At 70.6% G+C, this 22,404-nt stretch carries 18 protein-coding genes and 1 pseudogene; 15 read left to right on the top strand and 4 right to left on the bottom strand.

Features of this window, described 5'->3' with window-relative positions:
* Window positions 1–44: 44 nt before the first annotated feature.
* Genes K415_RS0108605 through K415_RS0108595 form a run of 3 tightly spaced genes read left to right on the top strand, consistent with a single transcriptional unit; the run spans window position 45 to window position 1,719 of the window.
* Complete coding sequence (locus K415_RS0108605; protein ID WP_024286667.1) at window positions 45–389, top strand: winged helix-turn-helix domain-containing protein; 345 nt, start codon at window positions 45–47, stop codon at window positions 387–389.
* The gene (locus K415_RS0108600) at window positions 386–682 is read left to right on the top strand and encodes a hypothetical protein (protein WP_024286666.1); all 297 of its coding nucleotides are present in this window, start codon (window positions 386–388) and stop codon (window positions 680–682) included. The genes K415_RS0108605 and K415_RS0108600 overlap by 4 nt, the downstream gene beginning before the upstream one ends.
* Window positions 682–1,719: an NAD(P)-dependent alcohol dehydrogenase gene (locus tag K415_RS0108595; protein ID WP_034661139.1), complete on the top strand. Its 1,038-nt coding sequence runs from the start codon at window positions 682–684 to the stop codon at window positions 1,717–1,719. Before K415_RS0108600 ends, K415_RS0108595 begins: the two co-directional genes overlap by 1 nt.
* A gap of 244 nt (window positions 1,720–1,963) precedes the next feature.
* Here the strand turns inward: K415_RS0108595 and K415_RS22700 are convergent, their stop codons facing one another.
* Complete coding sequence (locus K415_RS22700) at window positions 1,964–2,332, bottom strand: hypothetical protein (protein ID WP_024286664.1); 369 nt, start codon at window positions 2,330–2,332, stop codon at window positions 1,964–1,966.
* A 151-nt stretch (window positions 2,333–2,483) separates the two neighbouring features.
* Here K415_RS22700 and K415_RS0108585 point away from each other — a divergent pair, with 151 nt between their 5' ends.
* The 7 genes and pseudogenes from K415_RS0108585 to K415_RS0108555 form a co-directional block, all read left to right on the top strand.
* A complete protein-coding gene (locus K415_RS0108585; RefSeq protein WP_024286663.1) occupies window positions 2,484–3,287 on the top strand; it encodes a Sir2 family NAD-dependent protein deacetylase in 804 nt (267 codons plus the stop codon).
* 205 nt (window positions 3,288–3,492) lie between these two features.
* A complete protein-coding gene (locus K415_RS0108580) occupies window positions 3,493–6,681 on the top strand; it encodes an NAD(P)-binding protein (protein WP_024286662.1) in 3,189 nt (1,062 codons plus the stop codon).
* A 14-nt stretch (window positions 6,682–6,695) separates the two neighbouring features.
* Window positions 6,696–7,754, top strand: coding sequence for an ABC transporter substrate-binding protein (locus K415_RS0108575; protein WP_024286661.1), 1,059 nt, complete (start codon window positions 6,696–6,698; stop codon window positions 7,752–7,754).
* Window positions 7,732–8,529, top strand: a complete 798-nt coding sequence (locus tag K415_RS0108570; protein ID WP_081784954.1) for an ABC transporter permease — start codon at window positions 7,732–7,734, stop codon at window positions 8,527–8,529. Before K415_RS0108575 ends, K415_RS0108570 begins: the two co-directional genes overlap by 23 nt.
* A gap of 14 nt (window positions 8,530–8,543) precedes the next feature.
* On the top strand, window positions 8,544–9,116 hold the full coding sequence (locus K415_RS0108565) for an ATP-binding cassette domain-containing protein (protein ID WP_197024695.1): 573 nt from the start codon (window positions 8,544–8,546) through the stop codon (window positions 9,114–9,116).
* A gap of 314 nt (window positions 9,117–9,430) precedes the next feature.
* Window positions 9,431–11,467, top strand: coding sequence for an SPFH domain-containing protein (locus K415_RS0108560; protein ID WP_024286658.1), 2,037 nt, complete (start codon window positions 9,431–9,433; stop codon window positions 11,465–11,467).
* Between the two features lie 283 nt (window positions 11,468–11,750).
* Window positions 11,751–12,239, top strand: a pseudogene (locus K415_RS0108555) (inorganic diphosphatase); the annotation flags it as partial.
* Window positions 12,240–12,373: 134 nt separating this feature from the next.
* Here K415_RS0108555 and ptsG read toward each other — a convergent pair.
* From ptsG to K415_RS24250, 3 genes are all read right to left on the bottom strand, one after another.
* Window positions 12,374–14,326 (bottom strand): glucose-specific PTS transporter subunit IIBC, encoded by a 1,953-nt coding sequence (gene ptsG, locus K415_RS0108550; protein ID WP_029663436.1) that lies wholly within the window; start codon window positions 14,324–14,326, stop codon window positions 12,374–12,376.
* A 36-nt stretch (window positions 14,327–14,362) separates the two neighbouring features.
* On the bottom strand, window positions 14,363–16,942 hold the full coding sequence (ptsP, locus tag K415_RS0108545; RefSeq protein WP_029663435.1) for a phosphoenolpyruvate--protein phosphotransferase: 2,580 nt from the start codon (window positions 16,940–16,942) through the stop codon (window positions 14,363–14,365).
* 90 nt (window positions 16,943–17,032) lie between these two features.
* Window positions 17,033–17,266, bottom strand: coding sequence for a PLDc N-terminal domain-containing protein (locus tag K415_RS24250; RefSeq protein ID WP_197024694.1), 234 nt, complete (start codon window positions 17,264–17,266; stop codon window positions 17,033–17,035).
* Between the two features lie 211 nt (window positions 17,267–17,477).
* On the opposite strand from K415_RS24250, the gene K415_RS21635 reads away from it, so the two are divergent.
* From K415_RS21635 to K415_RS0108515, 5 genes are all read left to right on the top strand, one after another.
* Entirely contained in the window at window positions 17,478–18,713 is a 1,236-nt protein-coding gene (locus tag K415_RS21635; RefSeq protein ID WP_024286653.1) for a DUF4214 domain-containing protein, read from the top strand.
* Window positions 18,714–18,813: 100 nt separating this feature from the next.
* Window positions 18,814–19,791: an ABC transporter ATP-binding protein gene (locus K415_RS0108530; protein WP_231494858.1), complete on the top strand. Its 978-nt coding sequence runs from the start codon at window positions 18,814–18,816 to the stop codon at window positions 19,789–19,791.
* Window positions 19,778–20,740, top strand: coding sequence for an ABC transporter permease (locus K415_RS0108525; RefSeq protein WP_024286651.1), 963 nt, complete (start codon window positions 19,778–19,780; stop codon window positions 20,738–20,740). The genes K415_RS0108530 and K415_RS0108525 overlap by 14 nt, the downstream gene beginning before the upstream one ends.
* A complete protein-coding gene (locus K415_RS0108520) occupies window positions 20,737–21,648 on the top strand; it encodes an ABC transporter ATP-binding protein (RefSeq protein ID WP_024286650.1) in 912 nt (303 codons plus the stop codon). The genes K415_RS0108525 and K415_RS0108520 overlap by 4 nt, the downstream gene beginning before the upstream one ends.
* A complete protein-coding gene (locus K415_RS0108515; RefSeq protein ID WP_024286649.1) occupies window positions 21,645–22,373 on the top strand; it encodes an ABC transporter permease in 729 nt (242 codons plus the stop codon). The genes K415_RS0108520 and K415_RS0108515 overlap by 4 nt, the downstream gene beginning before the upstream one ends.
* Window positions 22,374–22,404: the final 31 nt, after the last annotated feature.

Below are 22,404 nucleotides of genomic sequence, written 5' to 3'. Positions count from 1 at the left end.
TAGCGTTTCACCCGTAAGCAACACCTGACAGGTGAAGGAGAAGCATGACGGCAAGCCCGCCGACCGGTGACGAGCTGGTCGGGATGCTGTCTGCGCTGGCCAACCCCATCCGGCTGCGGATCGTGGCCACCCTGGCCGGCGGCCGCGACTACGTGAGTCATCTGGCCAGGGAGATCGGCGTGAGCCGCCCGCTGCTGCACATGCACCTGCAGCGACTCGAGGCCGTCGGCCTGATCGTCGGCCACCTCGAGCTCTCCACCGACGGCAAGGCGATGAAGTACTTCGAGGTCGCCGACTTCGCCCTCCTGCTGACACCTGCGGCACTCGCCCAGGCCGCGACAACCCTGACCCCCTCCGAGCGGGGTCCCGCACCCAAGGAGCACACGTGATCTACCTGAGCACCGTCGAGGTGGCGAGCAGCCGCTCGTGGCCGGACGTCATCCTGATCCTCGGCCTGGTCCTGTTCGGCTTCCTGCTCGTGGCAGCCGCCACGGCGTTCGTCTCCGAGAACCGGAAGATGAAGATCGACGCTGCGAAGACCGACGAGCTGCGCCAGCTCGTCGACCGGTACGAGCAGCTCGCCGAGAAGACCATGGACGCCCAGCAGCGGGCGGCCGCCGACGTCGCCGAGCTGCGGTCCCGGACGGCCTCGATCGAGCAGATCCTGCGAACGGTGGAGTGATGTCGACCGACGCCCCGGCCCCCGACCGGCCCGAGATCGCCGTCGCCCCACACACCATGCGGGCGATCGTCCAGAACCGCTACGGGCCCCCGTCGCAGGTGCTCGCCCTGCGCGACGTCCCGGTCCCCGAGATCGGCGACGACGACGTCCTGGTGCGGGTCCGCGCCGCCGGGGTCAACCCGGCCGACCTGTTCCTGACCACCGGCCGTCCCGCCATGATGCGGCTCGTGCTCGGTCTGCGCCGACCCAAGCCGGCGACTCGCGGGCAGGACGTCGCCGGCACCGTCGAGGCGGTGGGCGTGAACGTGACGTCGCTGCGCCCCGGCGACGACGTCTTCGGCGAGGGCGACTTCGGGAAGACCACCGGGTCGTTCGCCGAGTACGCCCGCCTGCCGCACACCGTGCTCGCACCCAAGCCCGCGGCCCTGACGTTCGAGCAGGCCGCCGCGATCACGATGGTCGGACTGACCGCCCACCGGGCCATCCGCGTGGCAGGCGTCGGGCCCGGGCAGCGAGTGCTGATCATCGGCGCCTCCGGGGGCGTCGGGCACGCGGCGGTGCAGATCGCCGCGGCCGCCGGCGCCGAGGTGACCGGCGTGTGCAGCACCCGCAACGTCGAGATGGTCACGGCGCTGGGCGCCGCGCACGTCACCGACTACACCCGCGAGGACCTGACCCTGCTCTCCGAGCGGTACGACGTGATCCTCGACAACGTCGCGAACGTCCCGCTGCGGCGCCTCCGCCGGCTGCTCACCCCCCGCGGCGTGCTCCTGATGAACAGCGGCAACGGCGGCCGGACCCTGGGTCCGCTGCCGCGCATGGCACGCGGGTACCTGTTGTCGCTGCTCGTGCCGCAGACCATCCGCGCCTTCAGCTTCACGCCCACGACGTCCGACCTGGTCGAGCTCTCGGAGCTGATCGACAGCGGCGCCCTGACCCCGGTGATCGAGCGCACCTTCGCCCTGGCCGACGCCGCGCAGGCACTCGAACGGGTCGCCACCCACCGCGTGGCCGGCAAGGTCGTCGTCGTCGTCTGAGCCCCGAGGAGCACCCCGACGGCCGCGACGCCCCGGGCCCCGGAGACGGCACGGTCGCTCAATCACCCACCGTCCGCACCATCGACCACGGCCCCTCAGCCGGCCAAGTCCGCCCGAACCCCCCGAGCGCCCCCGCCCGCTCACCCGCCTCCCGTTGTGCGGAGTCTGAGTAACGCCTGGCGATACTCAGACTCCGCACAAGCCCGACTCCGGGGGGGATGCGGGGATGGGGGCCTCGCCTGGCTCAGTCGATCGGCGGACCCTCGAGCTCGGCGACGACTGACACACCGTCCGCGTCGCGCACCACGTGGGCCGTGGCGTCGTGGTCGACACCTGCCAGCAGCAGGCGCACCGGGTGCGGCGGGTGCGGCGACAGGACGTTGCGCCACCAGGTCTTGCGCTCCGCCATCCCGACCGCGAAGCGGACGGTCCGCCCGTCGGTGGCGTACTGCGCCACGAGGCGGTGCCTTCGCCCGGTGCGGCGGCCCACGTACTCGACGACAGCGAGCCGGCCTCCGAGCCGCCGACCTGCCCTGCTGCTGAGCACCGGGATGACGACCCGGCTGGTCACGAGGTTCGTCATGGCGAAGGAGTGACGGTGGGCCGGTGACATGGATCAAGCGTCCTGCGCACACGGCGCTCCGGGCGGAGGCCAAGGTCCCGTCGGGCGACTCCGCGGCTGCCGGCGCGGCGCCCGGTCGTGGGGCGCCCGGTCGTGGTGCGGAGACCCGCCGCGCACCGGCGCGCGGCGTACGGTCGACGACGTGGATCACGCACCCGGCAGCACCGAGAGCGCCGGCGGCACCGGCGGCACCGACAGCACCGGCAACACCGGCAACACCGCCCGGACGCCATGGGTCACGGTCCTCGCCGGAGCGGGGATCTCCACCGGCTCGGGCATCCCGGACTTCCGCGGTCCGCACGGGGTGTGGACGCGCGACCCGGAGGCGGCACGGCTGCTGGAGCACGGCTGGTACGTGGCCGACGCGGACATCCGACGGCGCACGTGGCGGATGTGGCGCGAGAGCCCGGTGTGGCAGGCCGAGCCGACGCCGGCCCACCGCAGCCTGGTCGACCTCGAGCGCGCCGGCGCGCTGCGCGCCATCTGCACCCAGAACTTCGACGGCCTGCACCAGCGAGCGGGGTCGTCCGCGCAGATGGTGCTCGAGCTGCACGGCAGCCTGACCGGGTCGCGCTGCCTGAGCTGCGGCTCCGGTGAACGCACCGCTGAGATCCTCGCCCGGCTCGACACCGACCCCGACCCGCACTGCGCGCGCTGCGGTGGCCTGCTGGCCACCGATGTCGTCATGTTCGGCGAGGCCCTGCCCGGCGACGTGCTCGACGCCGCCGCCGAGGCCGCCGCCGCGTGCGACGTGTTCGTGGCGGTCGGCTCGACGCTGACGGTGCAGCCCGTGGCAAGCCTCACGCTGGTGGCCGCCGAGGCCGGTGCGCGGGTGGTCATCGTGAACGACGAGCCGACGCCGTACGACCGGCTGGCCGACACGGTGGACCGCCGACCGATCCAGGTGGCCCTCCCCGAGCTGGTGCGTGAGCTGCTGGTCGGTTGACCGCATCGCGACCGGGCGCCGAGTGCTCGTGGCGCACCGCGGCAACCTCCACCTAGGCCCGAAGTCCGAAGATTCGCCCCGGGCGCCCTTCTAGGGTGATTTCGGGAGCAGGCGTCGGCGCAGACGCTCTGGACACGAGGTGCACCGGGTGGCTCATCTGAGCCACCCCGCACCCGGGACCACAAGACACCGACGGAGGTCTGACGTGCGCGAACTGTCAGAGAGCGACCGCTTCACCATCACGGTCAACAATCGCGAGATCCAGGTCTTCGGTGGCCTGACGATCCTCCAGGCACTCGTGATGGAGGACATCGAGGTCCCGTCGCTCTGCCACGACATCCGCCTGAAGCGGTCCAACGGCAGCTGCGGCCTGTGCGTCGTCGAGGTCGGGACCGAGGCACCGCGCGACGTGAAGGCGTGCCTGACCCCGGTCCAGCCCGACATGGTCATCACGACCCACTCGCCCAGGCTGGAGGAGTACCGCAAGGTGCGGCTCCAGCAGCTGCTCTGCGACCACAACGCCGACTGCGTGGCGCCCTGCGTCGAGACCTGCCCGGCCAACATCGACATCCAGACCTACCTGAGCCACGTGGCGGATGGCAACTACCAGGCCGCCATCCACGTGATCAAGGACCGCAACCCCTTCCCGTCGGTCTGCGGGCGCGTCTGCCCGCACCCGTGCGAATCCGAGTGTCGGCGCAGCCTGGTCGACGAGCCGGTCGCGATCAACTACGTCAAGCGGTTCGCCGCCGACTGGGACATGGCCCAGGACGAGCCTTGGATCCCGCGGGTCGACGCGCCGACCGGCAAGCGGATCGCCGTCGTGGGCGCCGGGCCCTCCGGCCTCTCGGCCGCGTACTACAGCGCGATCTCCGGCCACGCCGTCACAGTGTTCGAGAAGCAGGACCACGCGGGCGGCATGATGCGGTACGGCATCCCCGAGTACCGGCTCCCGAAGGCCACGCTCGACCAGGAGATCGGCGTCATCCAGGCGCTGGGTGTCCAGATCGTCACCGGCAAGGCGCTGGGCACGCACCTGAGCCTCGAGGACCTGAAGCGGGACTTCGACTCGGTGTACCTGTCGATCGGCTCGTGGCGTGCGACGCCGCTGGGCATCGACGGGGACCGCAACGAGCGCGTCGAGCTCGGCATCGACTACCTGCGACACATCGCCAAGGGCTCCACCCGCTCGCGCGGCGACACCGTCGTGGTCATCGGCGGTGGCAACACCGCCATCGACTGCGTCCGGACGGCCCTGCGCAAGGGTGCCAAGAGCGTCAAGCTCATCTACCGCCGCACGCGCGACGAGATGCCCGCCGAGGCGTTCGAAGTGGCGGAGGCGCTGCACGAGGGCGTCGAGATGATCTTCCTCACCGCGCCGACCAAGATCACGACGGCCGAGGACGGCCACAACCAGCTGCACTGCACGAAGATGGTGCTCGGCGAGCCGGACCGCTCCGGACGCCGCCGGCCCGTGATCGTCGAGGGCAGCGACTTCGTCATCGATGCCGACACCATCATCGGCGCCATCGGCCAGAGCACCGATACCGGCTTCCTCTACAACGACCTGCCGGTGCGCCTCAACAAGTGGGGCGACATCGACGTCGACGGCCACACGATGCAGTCCTCGGAGTCGAACGTCTTCGCGGGCGGCGACTGCGTGACCGGTCCGGCGACAGTTATCCAGGCCGTGGCGGCTGGACGTCGCGCGGCGATGGCGATCGACGAGTTCGTCACGCGTGGCTACGTGCGCCCGAGCACGGAGGACTACTCGTGCAGCCGCGGGACGCTCGAGGACCTGCCCCGTGCGGAGTTCGAGGAGATCCCCAAGCTGGTCCGCGCGAGCATGCCCGGGCTGCGGCCCGAGGCGCGCATCGACAGCTTCGTCGAGGTCGAGACGGGACTGACCGAGGAGCAGGCCCGCGCCGAGGCGGCCCGCTGCCTCAAGTGCGGCTGCGCCAAGCAGAACCACTGTGCGCTGCGCCAGGAGGCGACCGACCACGGCGTCGAGTTCGCGACACCCCTGCACATCCGCCCCTACACGCCGATCGTGGAGGACCACCCCTTCATCATCCGCGACAACAACAAGTGCATCTCCTGCGGGCGGTGCGTCGCCGCCTGCGCCGAGATCGAGGGACCAGGCGTTCTCGCCTTCCAGTTCCACGGCGGGCGTCTGACTGTCGGCACCACCACCAACCTCCCGCTCGGCCTGACCGACTGCGTCTCGTGCGGGCAGTGCGTGCGCGCCTGCCCCTGTGGCGCACTCGACTACAAGCGTGAGCGCGGCGACGTGTTCACGGCCATCAACGACCCGACGAAGGTCGTGGTCGGGTTCGTCGCCCCGGCGGTGCGCAGCGTGATCGCGGCCGAGTACGAGATCCCGTTCGACGAGGCGTCGGCACACATCGCCGGCATGATGCGCGCGATCGGCTTCGACAAGGTGTTCGACTTCACCTTCGCCGCCGACCTGACGATCATGGAGGAGACCACCGAGTTCCTCGGCCGCGTCACCGGCGGCGGCGTGCTGCCCCACTTCACGTCCTGCTGCCCGGGCTGGGTGAACCTCGTCGAGCGCCGGTGGCCGGAGATGATCCCCCACCTGTCCAGCTGCAAGTCGCCCCAGCAGATGATGGGGGCCACGGTGAAGAACCACTTCGCCCAGCAGGCCGGCATCAGCCTCGACGACCTGTACGTGGTGTCGATCGTGCCGTGCCTGGCCAAGAAGTACGAGGCTGCCCGGCCGGAGTTCGCGCCCGAGGGCATCCGCGACGTCGATGCCGTTCTCACGACCACCGAGTTCCTCGAGATGGCGGAGATGCTGCGCCTGGAGCTCCGGGACATCACGCCGGCGGAGTTCGACGCCCCGTACAAGCGCGTCAGCGGTGCCGGGATCCTCTTCGGCGCCTCGGGCGGTGTGGCGGAAGCCTCCCTGCGGATGGCCGTCGAGAAGCTCACCGGTGAGCCGCTGGTCGACCAGCTGGACTTCCACGACGTCCGAGGCTTCGAGGGCTTCAAGGAAGCGACCGTCACCGCGAACGGCACGACCGTGCGGGTCGCGGTGATCTCGGGCCTCAACAACGCCGACCCCCTCGTGCGGCGCATCGTGGCCGGCGAGGACGTCGGCTACGACCTGGTCGAGGTCATGGCCTGTCCGGGCGGCTGCATCAACGGCGCCGGGCATCCCGTACCCGACCGGGTCGGTGAGATGGCGGCCCGCCAGAAGGTGCTCGTCAACATCGACCAGACCTCGAGGTACCGCAAGTCCCAGGAGAACCCGGACGTCCTGCGGCTGTACGACGACTTCTACGGCGAGCCCAACTCGGACGCCGCCCACCACCTCCTCCACACCAGCTACGCCCCGTTCCGGGACGGGCCGGTCATTCCGACCCGATGAGAGGCCTGACCCCCATGAAGCGACTCGTGGCTCCGGCCACCGGCCTGATGCTGGTGGTTGCCCTGCTGTCCGGCTGTGGCAGCAGCGCGCCCGCGGTCTCGTCCGCATCGGCGACTCCGTCCGCGACCAGTGCGCCGTCACCGAGTGCTGAGCCGTCCAGCGACCCGACGACGATCCGGATCGCGTCCCTCAAGGGCCCGACCACGATGGGTCTGGTCGGGCTGATGGCCGACGCCGAGGCCGGCGACGGCGCGCAGGACTACCAGGTGACGATGTACGGCACGCCCGACGAGGTCCTGCCGCTGGTCCTGCAGGGCGAGGCGGACGTCGCCCTGATCCCGGCGAACCTGGCCGCCGTGCTCTACAACCGGACGCTCGCCGACGACGGCGCGCAGGTCCAGGTCGCCGCGATCAACACCCTCGGCGTGCTCGACATCCTCGAGTCCGGCGACACCGTGCACAGCATCGCGGACCTCGCGGGCAGGACCATCTACGCCTCCGGCAAGGGCGCGTCGCCGGAGTACGTCCTGAACTACCTCCTCACGAGCAACGGCCTGGACCCCGCCACCGATGTCACCATCGAGTACCGCAGCGAGCACACCGAGGTCGCCGCCCTGCTGGCGAGCACGCCCGGAGCCGTCGCCATGCTCCCCCAGCCCTTCGCGACCGTCGTGCAGGCGCAGAACCCGGCCGTACGCACCGCCCTGAGCCTGACGGACGAGTGGGCCAAGGTGGCCACGGACTCCCAGCTCGTGACCGGCGTCGTCGTGGTCCGCACCGCCTTCGCCGAGGAGCACCCCGAGGCCTTCGCCGACTTCCTGACGGACTACCAGGCGTCCACCGAGTTCACGAACGAGCACCCGGCCGAGGCCGCGGTCCTCATCGCCGAGGCCGGCATCGTCCCCGCCGCGCCGATCGCCGAGGCCGCCATCCCGGGTTCCCACATCACCTACATCGACGGCACCGAGCTCATGACCGTCTTCTTCAGCGGCTACCTCCAGGTGCTGTTCGACGCCGACCCGGCCTCGGTCGGTGGGAGCATGCCGGGGGATGACTTCTACTACAGCCGCTGACACGGCGAACCGGAGCGTGCTGGCGAGGGCCGCACGCCCCCTGCTCGTGCTCGCCTTCTGGCTGGCCGTCTGGCAGGTGGCCGCGGTGGTCGTCGACCAGGAGATCCTGCTCGTCTCGCCGGCCGGCGCACTCACCCGGCTCGGCGAGCTCGTCGTGACCGCCGAGTTCTGGGGCATCGTCTGGCACTCGTTCGTCCGGATCGCCGGCGGCTTCCTGGCCGCGTCAGTGGTCGGCGTCCTCGGTGCGACCGCGGCGGCCGCCTCTCGGGTCGTCGATGCGCTGGTCACCCCCGCGCTCACGGCGATCCGCAGCACGCCGGTGGTCAGCTTCATCATCCTGGTGCTGATGTGGACCAGCAGCGGTCAGCTCGCGTTCGTCATCAGCTTCCTCATGGTGCTGCCCATCACGTACACGAACGTGCTCGAGGGCATCCGGCACCGTGACCTGGCTCTCCTCGAGGTCGCGACGGTGTTCCGGGTGCCCGTGCTGCGCCGGCTGCCCGCCATGGACGTCCCCGCCGTCCTGCCGTTCTTCGTCGCGAGCTGCCGCATCGGCGTCGGGCTGGCCTGGAAGAGCGGGATCGCGGCCGAGGTGATCGGGCTCTCGACGGGCAGCATCGGGGAGCGGCTCTACCAGGCGAAGATCTTCCTCAGCAGTGCGGACCTGTTCGCGTGGACCGCCGTCATCATCGCGCTGAGCTTCGGCTTCGAGAAGGTGGTGCTGGTCCTGCTGCGCCGTGCGGAGACCCGGCTGTCGCTGGGGCGTGCGGCATGATCACCCTCCGCGGGGTGACCAAGCGGTTCGGCGAGCAGGTGGTGCTCGACCGACTCGACCTCGACCTTGCCGACGGCGACGTCACGGCGGTGATGGGCCCGAACGGGTCCGGCAAGACGACCCTGGCCCGCCTCGTGCTCGGGCTGACGACGCCCGACGGCGGCGCGGTGTCCGGGGCGGCGGGCCGGCGCGGCGCGGTGACCTTCCAGGAAGACCGGCTCTGCGACCAGCTCACCGCCGTCCGCAACGTGCGGCTGGTGCTGGACCGGAGCGTCTCGACGACCTCGGTGGTGGCGGAGCTGGGCCGGGCCGGGCTCGACGGGGAGTCCCTCACCAAGCCGGTACGCGACCTCTCCGGCGGCCAGCGCCGACGGGTCGCGATCGTGCGTGCCCTGATGGCCGACGCGGACCTCGTCGTGCTCGACGAGCCCTTCAAGGGCCTCGACGCCGACGGGAAGACCGTGGTGATGGACTACGTCCGGGAGCGGCGCGCCGGCCGGACCATGCTCCTCATCACGCACGAGCCGTCCGAGGCGGAGTACTTCGGGGCGCGCGTCGTCGAGCTCACGCTGGACGGGCGGGTCTGAGGCGCACCACTGTTCCGTCCCGGAGCCGACGTAGGCTCACCCGGTGACGGGGCCGGAGCGCCCGATGGTCGACGTCGAGCCCGTCGAGGAGCGGTCCGACGAGCCGGACGCCGGGCGCCCGCGCGGCCGGGAAGCGTCCCGCCGCTGGGCACTGAGCTGCTTGCCGGTCGGCCTCATCACGGCGAGGGGGCTCCCAGCCACCGAGCGGTACCGCGCGATCGGACGACCGCCTCGTCACGTCGCGTCCGAAGAGCCCGGGCCGGTGCGATACTCGCCCGAGCGCCACCAGGTGCTCACCATCTCCGGAGGCCGTTGTGCCGTCATCATCGGTTGCGCTCACCGTCGGGATCATTCTCGGGATCCTGTTGTTGATCGTCCTTGCGTCGCTCCGGTTCATCGGAGCCAGCGAGGTCGGGCTGGTCAACAAGCGACTGGGGCGACGCCTCCGCGGCGACCAGATGGTCGCCTTCCAGGGCGAGGCCGGCTACCAGGCCCGTCTGCTCATGCCCGGGCTCCGGTTCAAGCTGTGGCCGGTGTTCTCGGTGACCAAGCACCCGTGGGTGCAGGTATCGCCCGGCGAGATCGGCGTGGTCATCTCCCAGCTCGGCGCCCCGCTGCCCGTCGGCGCGAAGAGCGCCCACTACAAGCCGGCTTTCGCCAACTTCACCGACCTGCCCACCTTCTTGAGCGAGGGCGGCCAGAAGGGTATCCAGCGCCCGGTGCTGCCCCCCGGGTCGCTGCTGCCGCTGCACCCGCTGGCATTCCTGGTGCTCACCGCGAGCCGGATGTACGGCGTCCCGATCTCCCAGGGCGGGCGCCACGCAGAACCGACGCTCGCGTCCCTCGGCCTGGTTCCCGACCAGCTGCGGGTAGCGGTCATCGCGCCCCAGGCCAACCAGGACGTCATCGGCGTCGTGACCACCCTCGAGGGTTTCGCGCCGGAGGCCGCTGACATCGCCAGCCGGCTGGGAGGCTTCCAGGACATCACAGCTCTCGAAGCGGCCGACGCGACGGATGCCGAGAAGATCGAGGCGATCCTGTCGAGCAAGAACGGGCTGCACAACTGCTACCAGGACTACCAGGCCTTTCTGGACAGCGGTGGGCGCATCGGTCTGCAGCACGACCCGCTGCTCTACGGCTCGTACCTGCTCAACCCGTTCCTGGTCAGGGTCGAGCTGGTGCCGATGCTCGTCGTGCGCCAGGGCGAGGTGGGCGTCGTCAAGGCCTACGTCGGTCTGCCGACGGTGGACACCTCCGGTGAGGAGTTCAAGTTCGGCTCGATCGTGCGTCCCGGTCACCGGGGGATCTGGAACGAGCCGCTGCGCACCGGCAAGTATGCGATCAACCCCCGCGTCTACGCCGCGGAGATCGTGCCGACCTCGATCCTGACCCTGAACTGGGCCAACACCACGTCGATCGCCCACAACCTCGACGAAGGGCTGAGCCCGATCGACGGCAAGTCCCGTGAGGGCTTCGTCTTCGGGATCGACCTCCAGGTGCAGATCCACGTGCCCGACCTGAAGGCGCCCAAGGTGATCTCCATGGTCGGCACCATGCAGAACCTGGTCAACGAGGTCCTGCAGTCCGCGGTGGGCAACTACTTCCGGAACGCGCTCCAGCAGCTGCCGGCCGTGCAGTTCATCGAGACCCGCGACACCGTGCAGGCACAGGCGCAGGAGTACATCACCGGCTATCTGAGCAAGTACGACGTGGAGACCAGAGGCGTCTACGTCCAGGACGTGATCTTCCCGCCGGAGCTGGTGGCGGTGCTCACCCAGCGCGAGATCGCGAACCAGGAGCGCGTCACGTTCGGGGAGCAGCAGCGCGCCCAGGCGGTGCGGGTCAACCTCGAGCGCGTCCGGGGAACCGCGGACATGCAGAAGGACCTGGCCAAGGCCAGCGTGAACGTCGACATCCAGAAGGCGGCGGCCGAAGCCCGTGCCGCGCAGGCGGAAGGTGAAGCCACCTTCGTGCGACTGACCGGTCAGGCAGAGGCGGACAAGCGCCGCGCGATCGGCCTCGCCCAGGCCAAGGCGATCGAGGCACTCGGTCTGGCCAGGGCAGCCGGCTTCGACGCGCAGGTCGCGGCCATCGGGCAGCAGGCGACTGCCGCCGTCGCCATCGCCGGTGCGGTTGCCGACGGCCACGTCAAGATCGTGCCGGATGTGCTCGTCGAGGGCGGGAACAGCGACGGGGCGATCACCGGACTCGCGGCGTCGCTCACCGGAGCCCTGCGGAACTGGAGCCCATCGCCCACATCGCCGGCGGTCGACGCGACCCCCGTTCCCGACGCCATCGTCCCGGACGTCGCCACGCCCATCACCCCGGAGGACGCGCCCGTCACTCGGTGATGGTGACGAGCGCCGGGCCTCAGGCCGGAGTCGGCGTGCCGCCGCCGGCGGGCGTGGACGTCTCGCCGCCCACGAGCTCGCCGAGGCGCAGTGGTTCGGTGGTCCCCTCGTCGAGTTCACGCGACCCCGTACCCAGGCGTGGCCGCGCCCGGACGGCACGTCGGGTGCCCCTCGTCCATCCACCACGGCTGCGTCGCACGAGTGTGCGGCGGGTCCCCCGGGCCGACGGTGCGCCACACTGGGGTCAGCAGCGCGGTGGTACGAGGGCTGGAGAGGGAGTCTCGTGGAGTTCGACGTGACGATCGAAATCCCCAAGGGGCAGCGCAACAAGTACGAGATGGACCACGCCACCGGGCGGATCCGCCTGGACCGGATGTTGTTCACCTCCACGCGGTACCCGGACGACTACGGCTTCATCGACGGCACGCTCGGCGACGACGGCGACCCGCTCGACGCGCTCGTCCTGCTCGACGAGCCGACCTTCCCCGGGTGCCTGATCCGCTGCCGGGCGCTCGGCATGTTCCGCATGCGCGACGAGGCCGGCGGCGACGACAAGGTGCTGTGCGTGGCGGCCGGTGACCAGCGGTGGTCGTGGCGCCAGGACATCGACGACGTCAGCGAGTTCCACCGCCTGGAGGTCCAGCACTTCTTCGAGGTCTACAAGGACCTCGAGCCCGGCAAGTCCGTCGAGGGCGCCCACTGGGTCGACCGCGCGACGGCCGAGGCCGAGATCCGGGCCTCCTTCCGGCGAGCCGCTGCCGCCGGCTTCTACGACTACCGTCGTCGGCCCCGAGCCGCCATCCCGCTCGCCCGCGCCGGCATCGCGGCGCTCGGGGCTGCCGCCATCGCCGGCCTCCGCCGGCCCCGCCGCACCGGGGGCACCGGGGACACCAGGAGCTCCGGAACCTAGACGCCGGCAGGCTCGCCCATCAGCTGCCCTCGCATCTCGGCGGCGTACTGATCGGCGTTGCGACCGGCGATGAGGTGCAGGGTCCCGCCCGGCAGCACCGCCACGCCGGCGATGCCCGCCGCCGTGAGCACGGCCTCGTCGACGGCCTCCGGGTCCCGCACGACGACGCGCAGCCGGGTCTCGGCGGCGGCCTCGATCTTGACGATGTTGGCGCGACCGCCGAGTCCGGCGAGGTAGTCCCGCGCCTTCTCGGCGGCCTGCGGGTCGCGCAGCTTCGGCTCGGTGCCGGGTGCCTCGTACGAGACGTCGGCGATGTGCTCCTCGGACATCTCGGCCTCGTCCCCGGCGACCTTGAGGTACTCCTCGATGTCGGTCTTGAGGTTCTCCGACCGGGTGCCGAAGATCGCCTGCATGTTGTCGCCGACGACCAGCACGCCGGCCGCACCCAGGGCCTTCAGCTTCTTCTGGTTGACCTTGCCGACGTCGTGCACCCCGACGCGCAGCCGGGTGATGCAGGCGTCGAGATCCTTGATGTTGCTCCGCCCGCCGAACGCGAGCACGAGCTGCTGGGAGAAGCGGTTGGCGGCGTCCTCGATCGCCTCACCGCGGTCGACCTCCTCGTCCTCACGGCCGGGGGTCTTGAGGTTGAAGGCCTTGATGAGACCCGTGAAGACGAGGAAGTACGCGACGAAGTAGATCGGGCCGACGATCAGCACCAGCCAGGGCTTGGTGCCGTTGGCGTAGAAGAGGCCGAAGTCGATGGCGCCCTGGGAGAACGTGTACCCGAGCCGACCGCCGAGCAGGTACATGATCGGGAACGAGATGCCGGCCAGGATGGCGTGCGCGACGTACAGCAGCGGCGCCACGAAGAGGAACGAGAACTCCAGCGGCTCGGTGATCCCGGTGAGGAACGACGTCAGCGCACCGGCGATCATGATGGAGCCGATCCGCGTGCGGTTCTCCGGCTTGGCCGTCCGCCAGATCGCGATCGCGGCGCCGGGCAGGCCGAACATCTTGAACAGGAACCCGCCACCGAGGACGCCGGACGCGGAGTGGCCCGCGAAGAAGCAGGTCAGGATGCCCTGGCAGTCGGACCAGCCGCCGACGTTGAGCGTGAAGAAGAACGGCGCGTTCCAGATGTGGTGCAGCCCGAAGGGCAGCAGCGAGCGCTCCACGAGGCCGTAGACGAAGACGGCGATGGGCGTGTTCGCCTTGAGGATCCCGTTGGCCCCGTTGTTGATGAGGTCACCGATCGGCGGCCAGACGAACGAGAGCACGATGCCGATCGCGATCGCGGCGAACGCCGTGACGATCGGGACGAACCGTTTGCCGGCGAAGAAGCCGAGGTACGAGGGGAGCTTGATCCGGTAGAAGCGGTTGAACGCGTAGCCCGCGAGGATGCCGATGATGATGCCGCCGAAGACGCTCGTGTCCAAGGTGGCCTGGCCGAGGATGCTGCTCGTCGCGACCCCGCGCGCCTGCGCGACGACCCCCATCGTCCCGTTCATGACGAGATAGCCGACCGTCGCCGCCAGCGCCGAGACACCGTCGTTCTTCGCGATCCCGAGCGCGACGCCGATCGCGAAGATCAGCGGCAACGCGGAGAAGATGGGTTCGCCCGAACCCTGGAGGATCTGCAGGAAGATGTAGACGGGCTGTGCGACGACTCCCGCCGTGACGGGGTCCCCGACGGCCCCGGCGGCGTCGCACGCCGCTGCGACGTGGTCGACGGCGCACACGCCGAGGTCGAGCGCTCGCTGGTTGAAGCCACCGATGAACGCCCCGCCGACGCCGAGCAGGATGCCGGCCACGGGCAGGACGGAGACCGGGAGCATGAGGGACTTGCCGAGCTTCTGCATGAAGCCGAAGACCCTGCTCCCGATGCTGATCTTCTGTGCCGGTCCCGCAGACGCGGTTCGGGTCGGCGCGGTGTCCGTCGCCACTGACATCAGTGCGTCCTCTCCTGGAGATCCGGTGCGGTCGACTCAGTCGTCGTCGTCGGTCGGCACGAGGGCACGGACCGCCGCGGCGGAGACCTGGGTCAGTGCGCGGGCGGCCAGCTCCTGGCAGTCCACGAGGGACAAGGCCCGGATCTGCGCCTTGACCGCGGGGATCGCGGGGATGCTCACGCTGAGCTCGTCGACGCCGAGGCCCACGAGGATCGGCACGGCCTGCGGGTCGGAGGCGATGCCCCCGCACACGCCGACCCATTTGCCTGCTGCCCGGGCGGCGGTCGCGGCCAGCCCGATGAGCCCGAGGACGGCGGGGTTCAGGCCGTCGACCTGCGGCGCGAGCTTCGGGTGTCCCCGGTCCATCGCGAGCGTGTACTGGGTGAGGTCGTTGGTGCCCACGGAGAAGAAGTCGACCTCGGCCGCGAACTGCGCCGCCATGACCGCCACCGAGGGCACCTCGACCATGATCCCCACGGGGACCGGCGGGACGCCGAGCTTCTCGCGCTCCTCCTCGAAGATCTCCTTCGCCTGACGGAAGTCGTCGATGGTGGAGATCATCGGGAACATCACGCTGACCTTCGCCCCCGAGCCTGCGGCACGGAGGATCGCCCGGACCTGGCTCCGCAGGATCTCGGGGCGGTCGAGGCCGACCCGGACACCGCGGACGCCGAGGAACGGGTTCTCCTCCGGCGGGATCGGCAGGTAGGGCAGAGGCTTGTCGCCGCCGACGTCGAGCGTGCGGATGACCAGCGGCTGCCCGGGCCGCAGCGCCTCGGCGATGTCGGTGTAGATCTGCGCCTGCTCGTCCTCGGACGGTGCCGTGGTCCGTCCGAGGAAGATGAACTCCGACCGGAGCAGACCGACGCCCTCGGCGCCCTTGGTCATCGCGTTCTGCGCGTCCTCGAGCCCGCCGATGTTCGCGACCACCTCGAGGTGGTGCCCGTCGGTGGTGGTCGCGGGCTCCTCCGCGTGCAGGAGGTCCTCCGCCCGCCGCTCGGCGGTGCGCTCCTGGTGCCGCCGGATCCTGGCGACCTCGTCCTCGGTGACGTTGGTCCGCAGGGTGCCCTTGGCGCCGTCGAGGATCACCAGCGAGCCGTCCGGGATCTCCATGGCGCGGGGTTCGATCCCGGCCACGGCGGGGATGTCCAGCGACCGGGCGATGATCGCCACGTGCGAGGACGCCCCACCCGCTGCGGTGCAGAAGCCGACGACCCTGGTCCGGTCGAGGGAGGCGGTGTCGGAGGGAGTGAGGTCCTCGGCGACGAGGATCGTCCCCTCGGGGATCTCCGGCTTCTCGTGCCGCTGCCCGGTCACCTCCTCGAGGACCCTGCGCCCGACGTCCCGGACGTCGGTCGCGCGCCCGGCGAGGAGCTCGTTCTTGAGGCCGGCGAGCCGGTCCGCGTACAGGGTGTAGGCAGCACGCCAGGCGAAGGCCGCCGTCTTGCCCTTGTCGATCGCGCTCGAGGCGATGTCCAGCAGGTCCGGGTCCCGCAGGATCTCGCGGTGCGCCGCGAAGATCGCGGCCTTGTCCGGGTCGGCGTCCTGCTCGAGCCGACTCTCCAGGGCGCCGAGCTGCACCAGTGCCCGGTCGGTGGCGTCGTTCAGGATGCGGCGCTCGCGGTGCCGGTCCGAGGCCTCCTCCTTGACCTCGATGTCCTCGCGGACCACCCGCAGGGTCTTGCCGATGGCCAGACCCGGGGAGGCGGCGACGCCGAGCAGCAGGTTCGGGTCGTCCGACCGGGGCCGGGCCCTGACCGCCGGAGCCGCGGCAGGCTGCGGCTCGACCTCACCGAGCAGGGCCTCGACGATCGGGACGACGCCCTCCTCGCCCAACCCGTCGCGCAGAGCTGTCGTCAGGTCGTGCACCGCCTCGGCCGCGTCCGGCCCGTGGGCGATGATCTGGACCTTGTCGCCCTGGCTGACCTCCAGACCCATGATCGCCATGACGCTCTTGGCGTTGGCCTGATCCTCCCCGCGCTTGATGCGGATGTCGCTCGCGTACCCCTGCGCGAGCTTGGACAGGACCGCCGCCGGCCGGGCGTGCAGACCGACCGGGTTGGGCACGACGACCGCATCCGAGGTCACGGTCCGCCCGACGGCCACCGCGACGCCCTCACCCGGCGGGGCCGCCATGACAGCCTCGGCGACCTCGTCCTGCCCAGCCGTGACGAAGCCCTCCCCGGCCCTGAAGGTGGAGAGCAGGTCCGAGTTGGTGATCACCATCTGCGTGAGGACGCTCTTCGCGCTCGTCGCGACCATGTCCAGGTCGAACACGATCAGGGGGGCGCCCGTCTGCACCTGGTCACCCACCGCGACCCGCACCTCGAAACCCTCACCGCGCATCTTGACGGTGTCCAGCCCGATGTGAAGGAGGACCTCGAGCCCTCCGGCCGCCCTGATCGACACAGCGTGCTTGGCCGGGTGGATGTGGATGACCTCACCGTCGCACGGTGCGAGGAGCTCGTTGCTGACGGGGTCGATCGAGATACCCTCACCGACCATCTTCTGAGCGAAGACCGGGTCGGGAACCTTCTCGATCGGTACGAGCACCCCTGTCACGGGTGCCGTGAGGCTCAGTCGGGTGATGGGAGGTGCTGCGGTGTCTGTTGCCATGGCTGCACTCTCAGTGGCCGCCCCCGTCTTCCATGGCGGGAGACACATCGACCCTAGCCCGAAGGCCCCGGGGCCGACACTGCTGGACCGTCAGGAGCCGCTGTCGAATCGGCGCCGGCCGTAGATGAACCAGATGGCCGGGCCGACGACGGGGACCAGCACGATCAGGACCACCCACTCCACCGCCCGCAGGAAGGTGGCCGTTCGCATCACGTCCAGGAGGGCGAGCAGCATGAGCCCCGACACGAGGACGATGAGCGCGTTCCACAGGCCGTCGTACGCAGCAGGCCAGAGCGGGTTCTCGGTCGTGATGACGTCGTGCATACCCGCGGCTCCCTGGGTCCCGGAACGCAGGCACCCACCCGGGACGACGAGGCCGGTGCGATGCGACGCCACCACCCTAGAGGTGCGATGGTCGCTCCTGGCAGCCTCCTCCCCCTTCAGCGGGGCGCCGCGGCTGCCGATAACGCACGTGTCGTGCGGCGATGCCCGCACCTGACGTGCACGGCCTCTCGCCCACCCGGTTCGGAGACTCATGTCCTTGTTCACCAGTGCTGCCACGGCTCGACCGCTGCGGATCGCCGCCCTCGCCCTGACGCTCGCCCTGTTCGGCGCAGGGGCCTCGCCGGCTCAGGCGGACGAGCTCCCGCCCGGGCCCAGCGCTCCGGCACCCGCGCCGAGCCCGATCGACGCCTACGTGCGCTACCAGGGGCAGACCACGTGCGACCCGACGGCGAAGCCCGGTGCGCAGTACGTCATGGCGATGGTCCTGGGCTACTACAAGGTCGGCCGCAACATCTCCATCACCCGGGCGTGCACCGTCGGCGGTACGAGCGAGCACAAGGAAGGCCGCGCGCTGGACTGGGGCGTCAACGTCGACAACCCGGCGGAGAAGGCAGCGGGGGACGCGTTCACGAACTGGCTCACCGCCGTGGGCCCCGACGGCAAGGCCGGCTACAACGCCCGCCGCATGGGCGTGATGTACATCATCTGGAACCGGCAGATCTGGAGCAACTCCAGCTCCACCAGCGGATGGCAGACCTACGCGGGCGCCAGTCCGCACACCGACCACGTGCACATCTCGCTCGGCTGGAACGGCGCCTACATGCGCAGCTCGTGGTGGACCGGGATCGCGATCCCGAGCGAGGTCACGACCAGGAGGTACGTGACGCTCGTCTACCAGGACCTCTTCGGACGCAGCCCCGACCCGTCCGGGCTGGCGACGTGGAGCGACGCCCTCAACAACGGGACCCCGCGGATCGCTGTCGCCAACTCCATCACCTACTCCACCGAGTACCGCAGCGGGCTCATCGGCGGGGTCTACCGGGACTTCCTCGGTCGCGAGCCCGAGTCGGACGGGATGCAGAACTGGCTCAACGCGATGGCCGGTGGCCTGACCATCCAAGGGATGGAGTCGGGCTTCCTGGCCTCGCCGGAGTACTACATCCAGTCCGGCGGGACAGATGCCGGCTGGGTCAGCCGCCTCTACCAGCACGTGCTCGGCCGCGACGCCGGCGAGGCCGAGGTCCAGACCTGGGTCACCGTGCTCGCCCAGGGCAGCAGCCGCCAGTCGGTCGCGATCGGGTTCGTCTACTCCACGGAGCGGCTGAGCACTGTCGTCAACGGGTACTACCTCGACCTGCTGGGCCGCGGCATCGACCCGAACGGTCAGCAGACCTGGGTCGGCGCGATCCAGAACGGTGGCCGGACCGAGGCCATCATCGGCGGCATCGTCGCCAGCGACGAGTACTACGCCAGGGCCGAGCGCTAGCCGGACTCCGCCGGGGCGGTCCCGCCGGCGACCGACTCAGGGTCCTCTCAGGGACGTACCGGATAGCGCGCGGACCCCGCGAGGCGGCAAGATCACGACCATGGAACACCAGGCCGCCGTCGGCCGACCGGGGCGCGACGTGCCCGCACCCATGCCCTCCGTGGTGACCGAGGGCCTGACGCGCACGTTCGGCGCCGTCACGGCGTTGTCACAGCTCAGCGTCGAGATGCCCAGGGGCGTCGTCGGCCTGGTGGGCGCCAACGGGGCAGGCAAGTCGACCCTGATCAAGATCCTGCTCGGCCTGCTGCCGCCGACGTCGGGCCGCGCGCAGGTCCTCGGCATGGACTGCAGCACCCAGGGCCTGGCGATCCGGCAGGTCGTCGGGTACATGCCGGAGAGCGACTGCCTGCCCGGGGACGTGTCGGCCACGGAGTTCGTGGTCCACCTGGCGCGGATGTCCGGCCTGCCGACCGCCGTCGCGCGCGAGCGCACCGCGGACACGCTCCGCCATGTCGGCCTGTACGAGGAGCGGTACCGGCCGATCGGCGGGTACTCCACCGGCATGAAGCAGCGCGTGAAGCTCGCGCAGTCACTCGTGCACGACCCCCAGCTCGTGCTGCTCGACGAGCCCACCAACGGCCTCGACCCGGCGGGTCGCGACGACATGCTCGCCCTGATCCAGCGGATCAGCACGGAGTTCGACATCTCGGTCGTGGTGACCTCGCACCTGCTCGGTGAGCTGGAGCGGATCTCCGACCACGTCGTGGTGATCGAGAGCGGCGTGCTGCAGCGGTCGACCTCCACGGCGGCCGCGACCCAGCTCAGCGGGGTCCTGCTGGTCGAGGTGACCGACGGCGGACCCGAGCTCGTGGCCCGGCTGCGCGCGATCGGCGCCCAGGTGGCCGACGCCGGCGGGGCACACAGCTTCGTCGTCGAGCTCACCGACGAGTCGGTGCTCGACGCCGTGCGCGACGGCGCGACGGACCTCGGCGTCGGCCTGGTGCGGATGCAACGGCGGCGGCACCACCTCACCGAGATCTTCCGACCGGAGCAGGAGGGCGCACATGTCCGGCGTTGAGCCCGTCCCCGGTGCCGCGGCGTCGGCCTCTCCGCCGGCGCCCCAGCCTGGGCCACCCCCGCCGCCGGCACCGGCCGGCGACGTCATCCACGACATCGGCTTCCGGCACTACGCCGGGCAGCGCCTGGGCCGCGGGTGGGTCGTGCGGTCGCTCCTGGTCGAGACTGTGCGGGGCGTGTTCGGCCTCGGCCGTCCGGCGAGGTCCAAGGTCATGCCGTGGGCACTGATCGGCATCCTGCTCGTCCCACCGCTGGTCATCGCGCTCTCGATCCTGCTGACCGGTGGCGACGAGCTGCCCATCTCCTACACGGCCTACCCGAACTCGATGCAGCTGGTGGTCTCGCTGTTCGTGGCCGGTGCGGCGCCGTACTGCGTGTCCCGGGACCTGCGTCACGGCGTGATGCCGCTGTACCTGTCGCGGCCGATGATGCGCAGCGACTACGTGCTCGCGAAGTACGCCGGGCTGTCCATCGCGTTGTTCGCCGTCCTGGCCCTGTCCGAGACGTTGCTGCTGGTCGGTGCCCTGCTCGCCAAGCTGTCGGTCGGCGACCAGCTCGCCGGCTGGGCCGGTGGGATGCTCACCGCGGCCGTCCTGGCCGTGGTGCTGAGCGGGATCGGCCTGGTGCTCGCGGCGTTCACCCCGCGGCGCGGCCTCGGCGTCGCGGCGATCATCACCACCCTGCTGGTGGTCACCGGGATCGTCGAGCTGCTGGTCGCCGTCGCCGACCAGAAGGGGTACTCGACGGTCGCCACCTACCTCCAGCTCCTCGACCCCTTCAGCCTGGTCGACGGGTTCTCCGTGCGGCTGCTCGGCGTCGATCCCGCCGGCGGCAACAGGTACCCGCCCGGGGTGCTGGCCGGGTTCGTGTTCACCGCCGCGGTGGTCGCCGTGGTCGGGGCGTGCCTGGGCATCCTGGTCCGCCGGTACCGGAAGGTCGGTGGCGTATGAGCACCCTGGTCCTGGATCGCGTCTCCCGCTGGTACGGCAACGTGGTGGCGGCCAACGACGTGACGATGACGATCGGCCCGGGCGTCACCGGACTGCTCGGTCCGAACGGCGCGGGCAAGTCGACCTTGATCGCGATGATGGGCGGGTTCCTCGCGCCGTCGGCAGGAACTGTCACCCTCGACGGCGTGGTGGCGTGGCGCAACCCGGAGATCTACCGCACCGTCGGCCTCGTCCCGGAGGCGGAGGCCATGTACGACATGGTCACCGGCTGGCAGTTCCTCGTCGCGAACGCGCGGCTGCACCGGCTGCCCGACCCCGAGGGCGCGGCCCGGACCGCTCTCGAGACCGTGGAGATGATGGACGCGAAGGACCGCGACATCGGCACCTACTCCAAGGGCATGAAGCAGCGGGTCAAGATGGCGACCGCCCTGGTGCATGACCCGTCGGTCCTCCTGCTGGACGAGCCGTTCAACGGTATGGACCCGCGCCAACGGCTGCACCTGATGGACCTGCTGCGCCGGCTCGGTCAGGAGGGCCGCACGGTGCTGTTCAGCAGCCACATCCTGGAGGAGGTCGAGGAGATCGCCGGCACGATCGAGGTGCTCGTCGCCGGCCGGCACGCCGCATCCGGGGACTTCCGCCGGATCAGGCGGCTGATGACCGAGAGACCGCACCAGTACACGATCAGCTCGAGCGACGACCGTCGGCTCGCGGCCGCGATCATCGCCGACGGCTCCGCCGACACGGTGGACCTGAGCACGGGCGACCTCGCCGTCCAGACCGCGGACTTCGGGCGCTTCGTGCACGCCCTGCCCCGGTTGGCCCACGACACCGGGATCCGGCTGCTCGAGGTCTCCCCCGCGGACGAGTCCCTCGAGAGCGTCTTCGCCTACCTGGTGGCCCGATGAACGCCGTGGTGATGCAGCTGACGCTGCGCGGACTCCTGGGCCGCCGCCGGTCCCTCCTGCTCGTGATCCTGCCGCTGCTCCTGCTGCTGCTGGCGGTGGCGGTGCGCTGGGCCACGGGCAGCGACCCGAGCGGCTCCGTGCACCTGACGAACGAGTTCGCGCTGGGCACGCTGCTGCCCCTGATGTGCCTGCTGATCGGCACCGGGGTGATCGGGTCGGAGATCGACGACGGGTCGATCGTCTACCTGCTCGCCAAACCGCTGCCGCGGCGCACGATCGTCCTGTCGAAACTGGTCGTCGCGTGGGCCGCAGCCCTGGTCTTCGCCGTCGTGCCGCTCGTCGCCGCGGTCGAGATCGCCGGGGACGACGGCGGGCGGCTGGGCTCCGCGTACGGCGTCACAGCCGCGCTGGCTGCCATCGCCTACACCTCGATCTTCTTCGCCCTCTCGGTCGCGACCCGGAACGCGGTGATCATCGGCCTGCTCTACGCGCTGCTGTGGGAGACCGTGCTCGGCGGCTACGTGGCCGGTGTCCGCAACGTCAGCGTGCGGCAGTGGGCGCTGGCGGCGGCCGAGCGCATCCTCGGCGATCGGGCGACCGTCTGGGGCGTGACCTCGGACGTCAGCCTGAGCGCGGCCCTGCTGCTGCTCGCGGTGACGACCGTGGGAGCTGTCGTGCTCGCTGTGCGACGGCTGCAGACCCTGCGGCTCACCACCGTCGACTGAGGGGCGCGCCGGCGCTCGTCGGCCCACGAGA

Origin of the sequence: Cellulomonas sp. KRMCY2 (assembly GCF_000526515.1) — a bacterium.
In the GTDB taxonomy this organism is placed as follows: Bacteria; Actinomycetota; Actinomycetes; order Actinomycetales; family Cellulomonadaceae; genus Actinotalea.
This window is presented reverse-complemented; position numbering and strand designations above follow the sequence as displayed.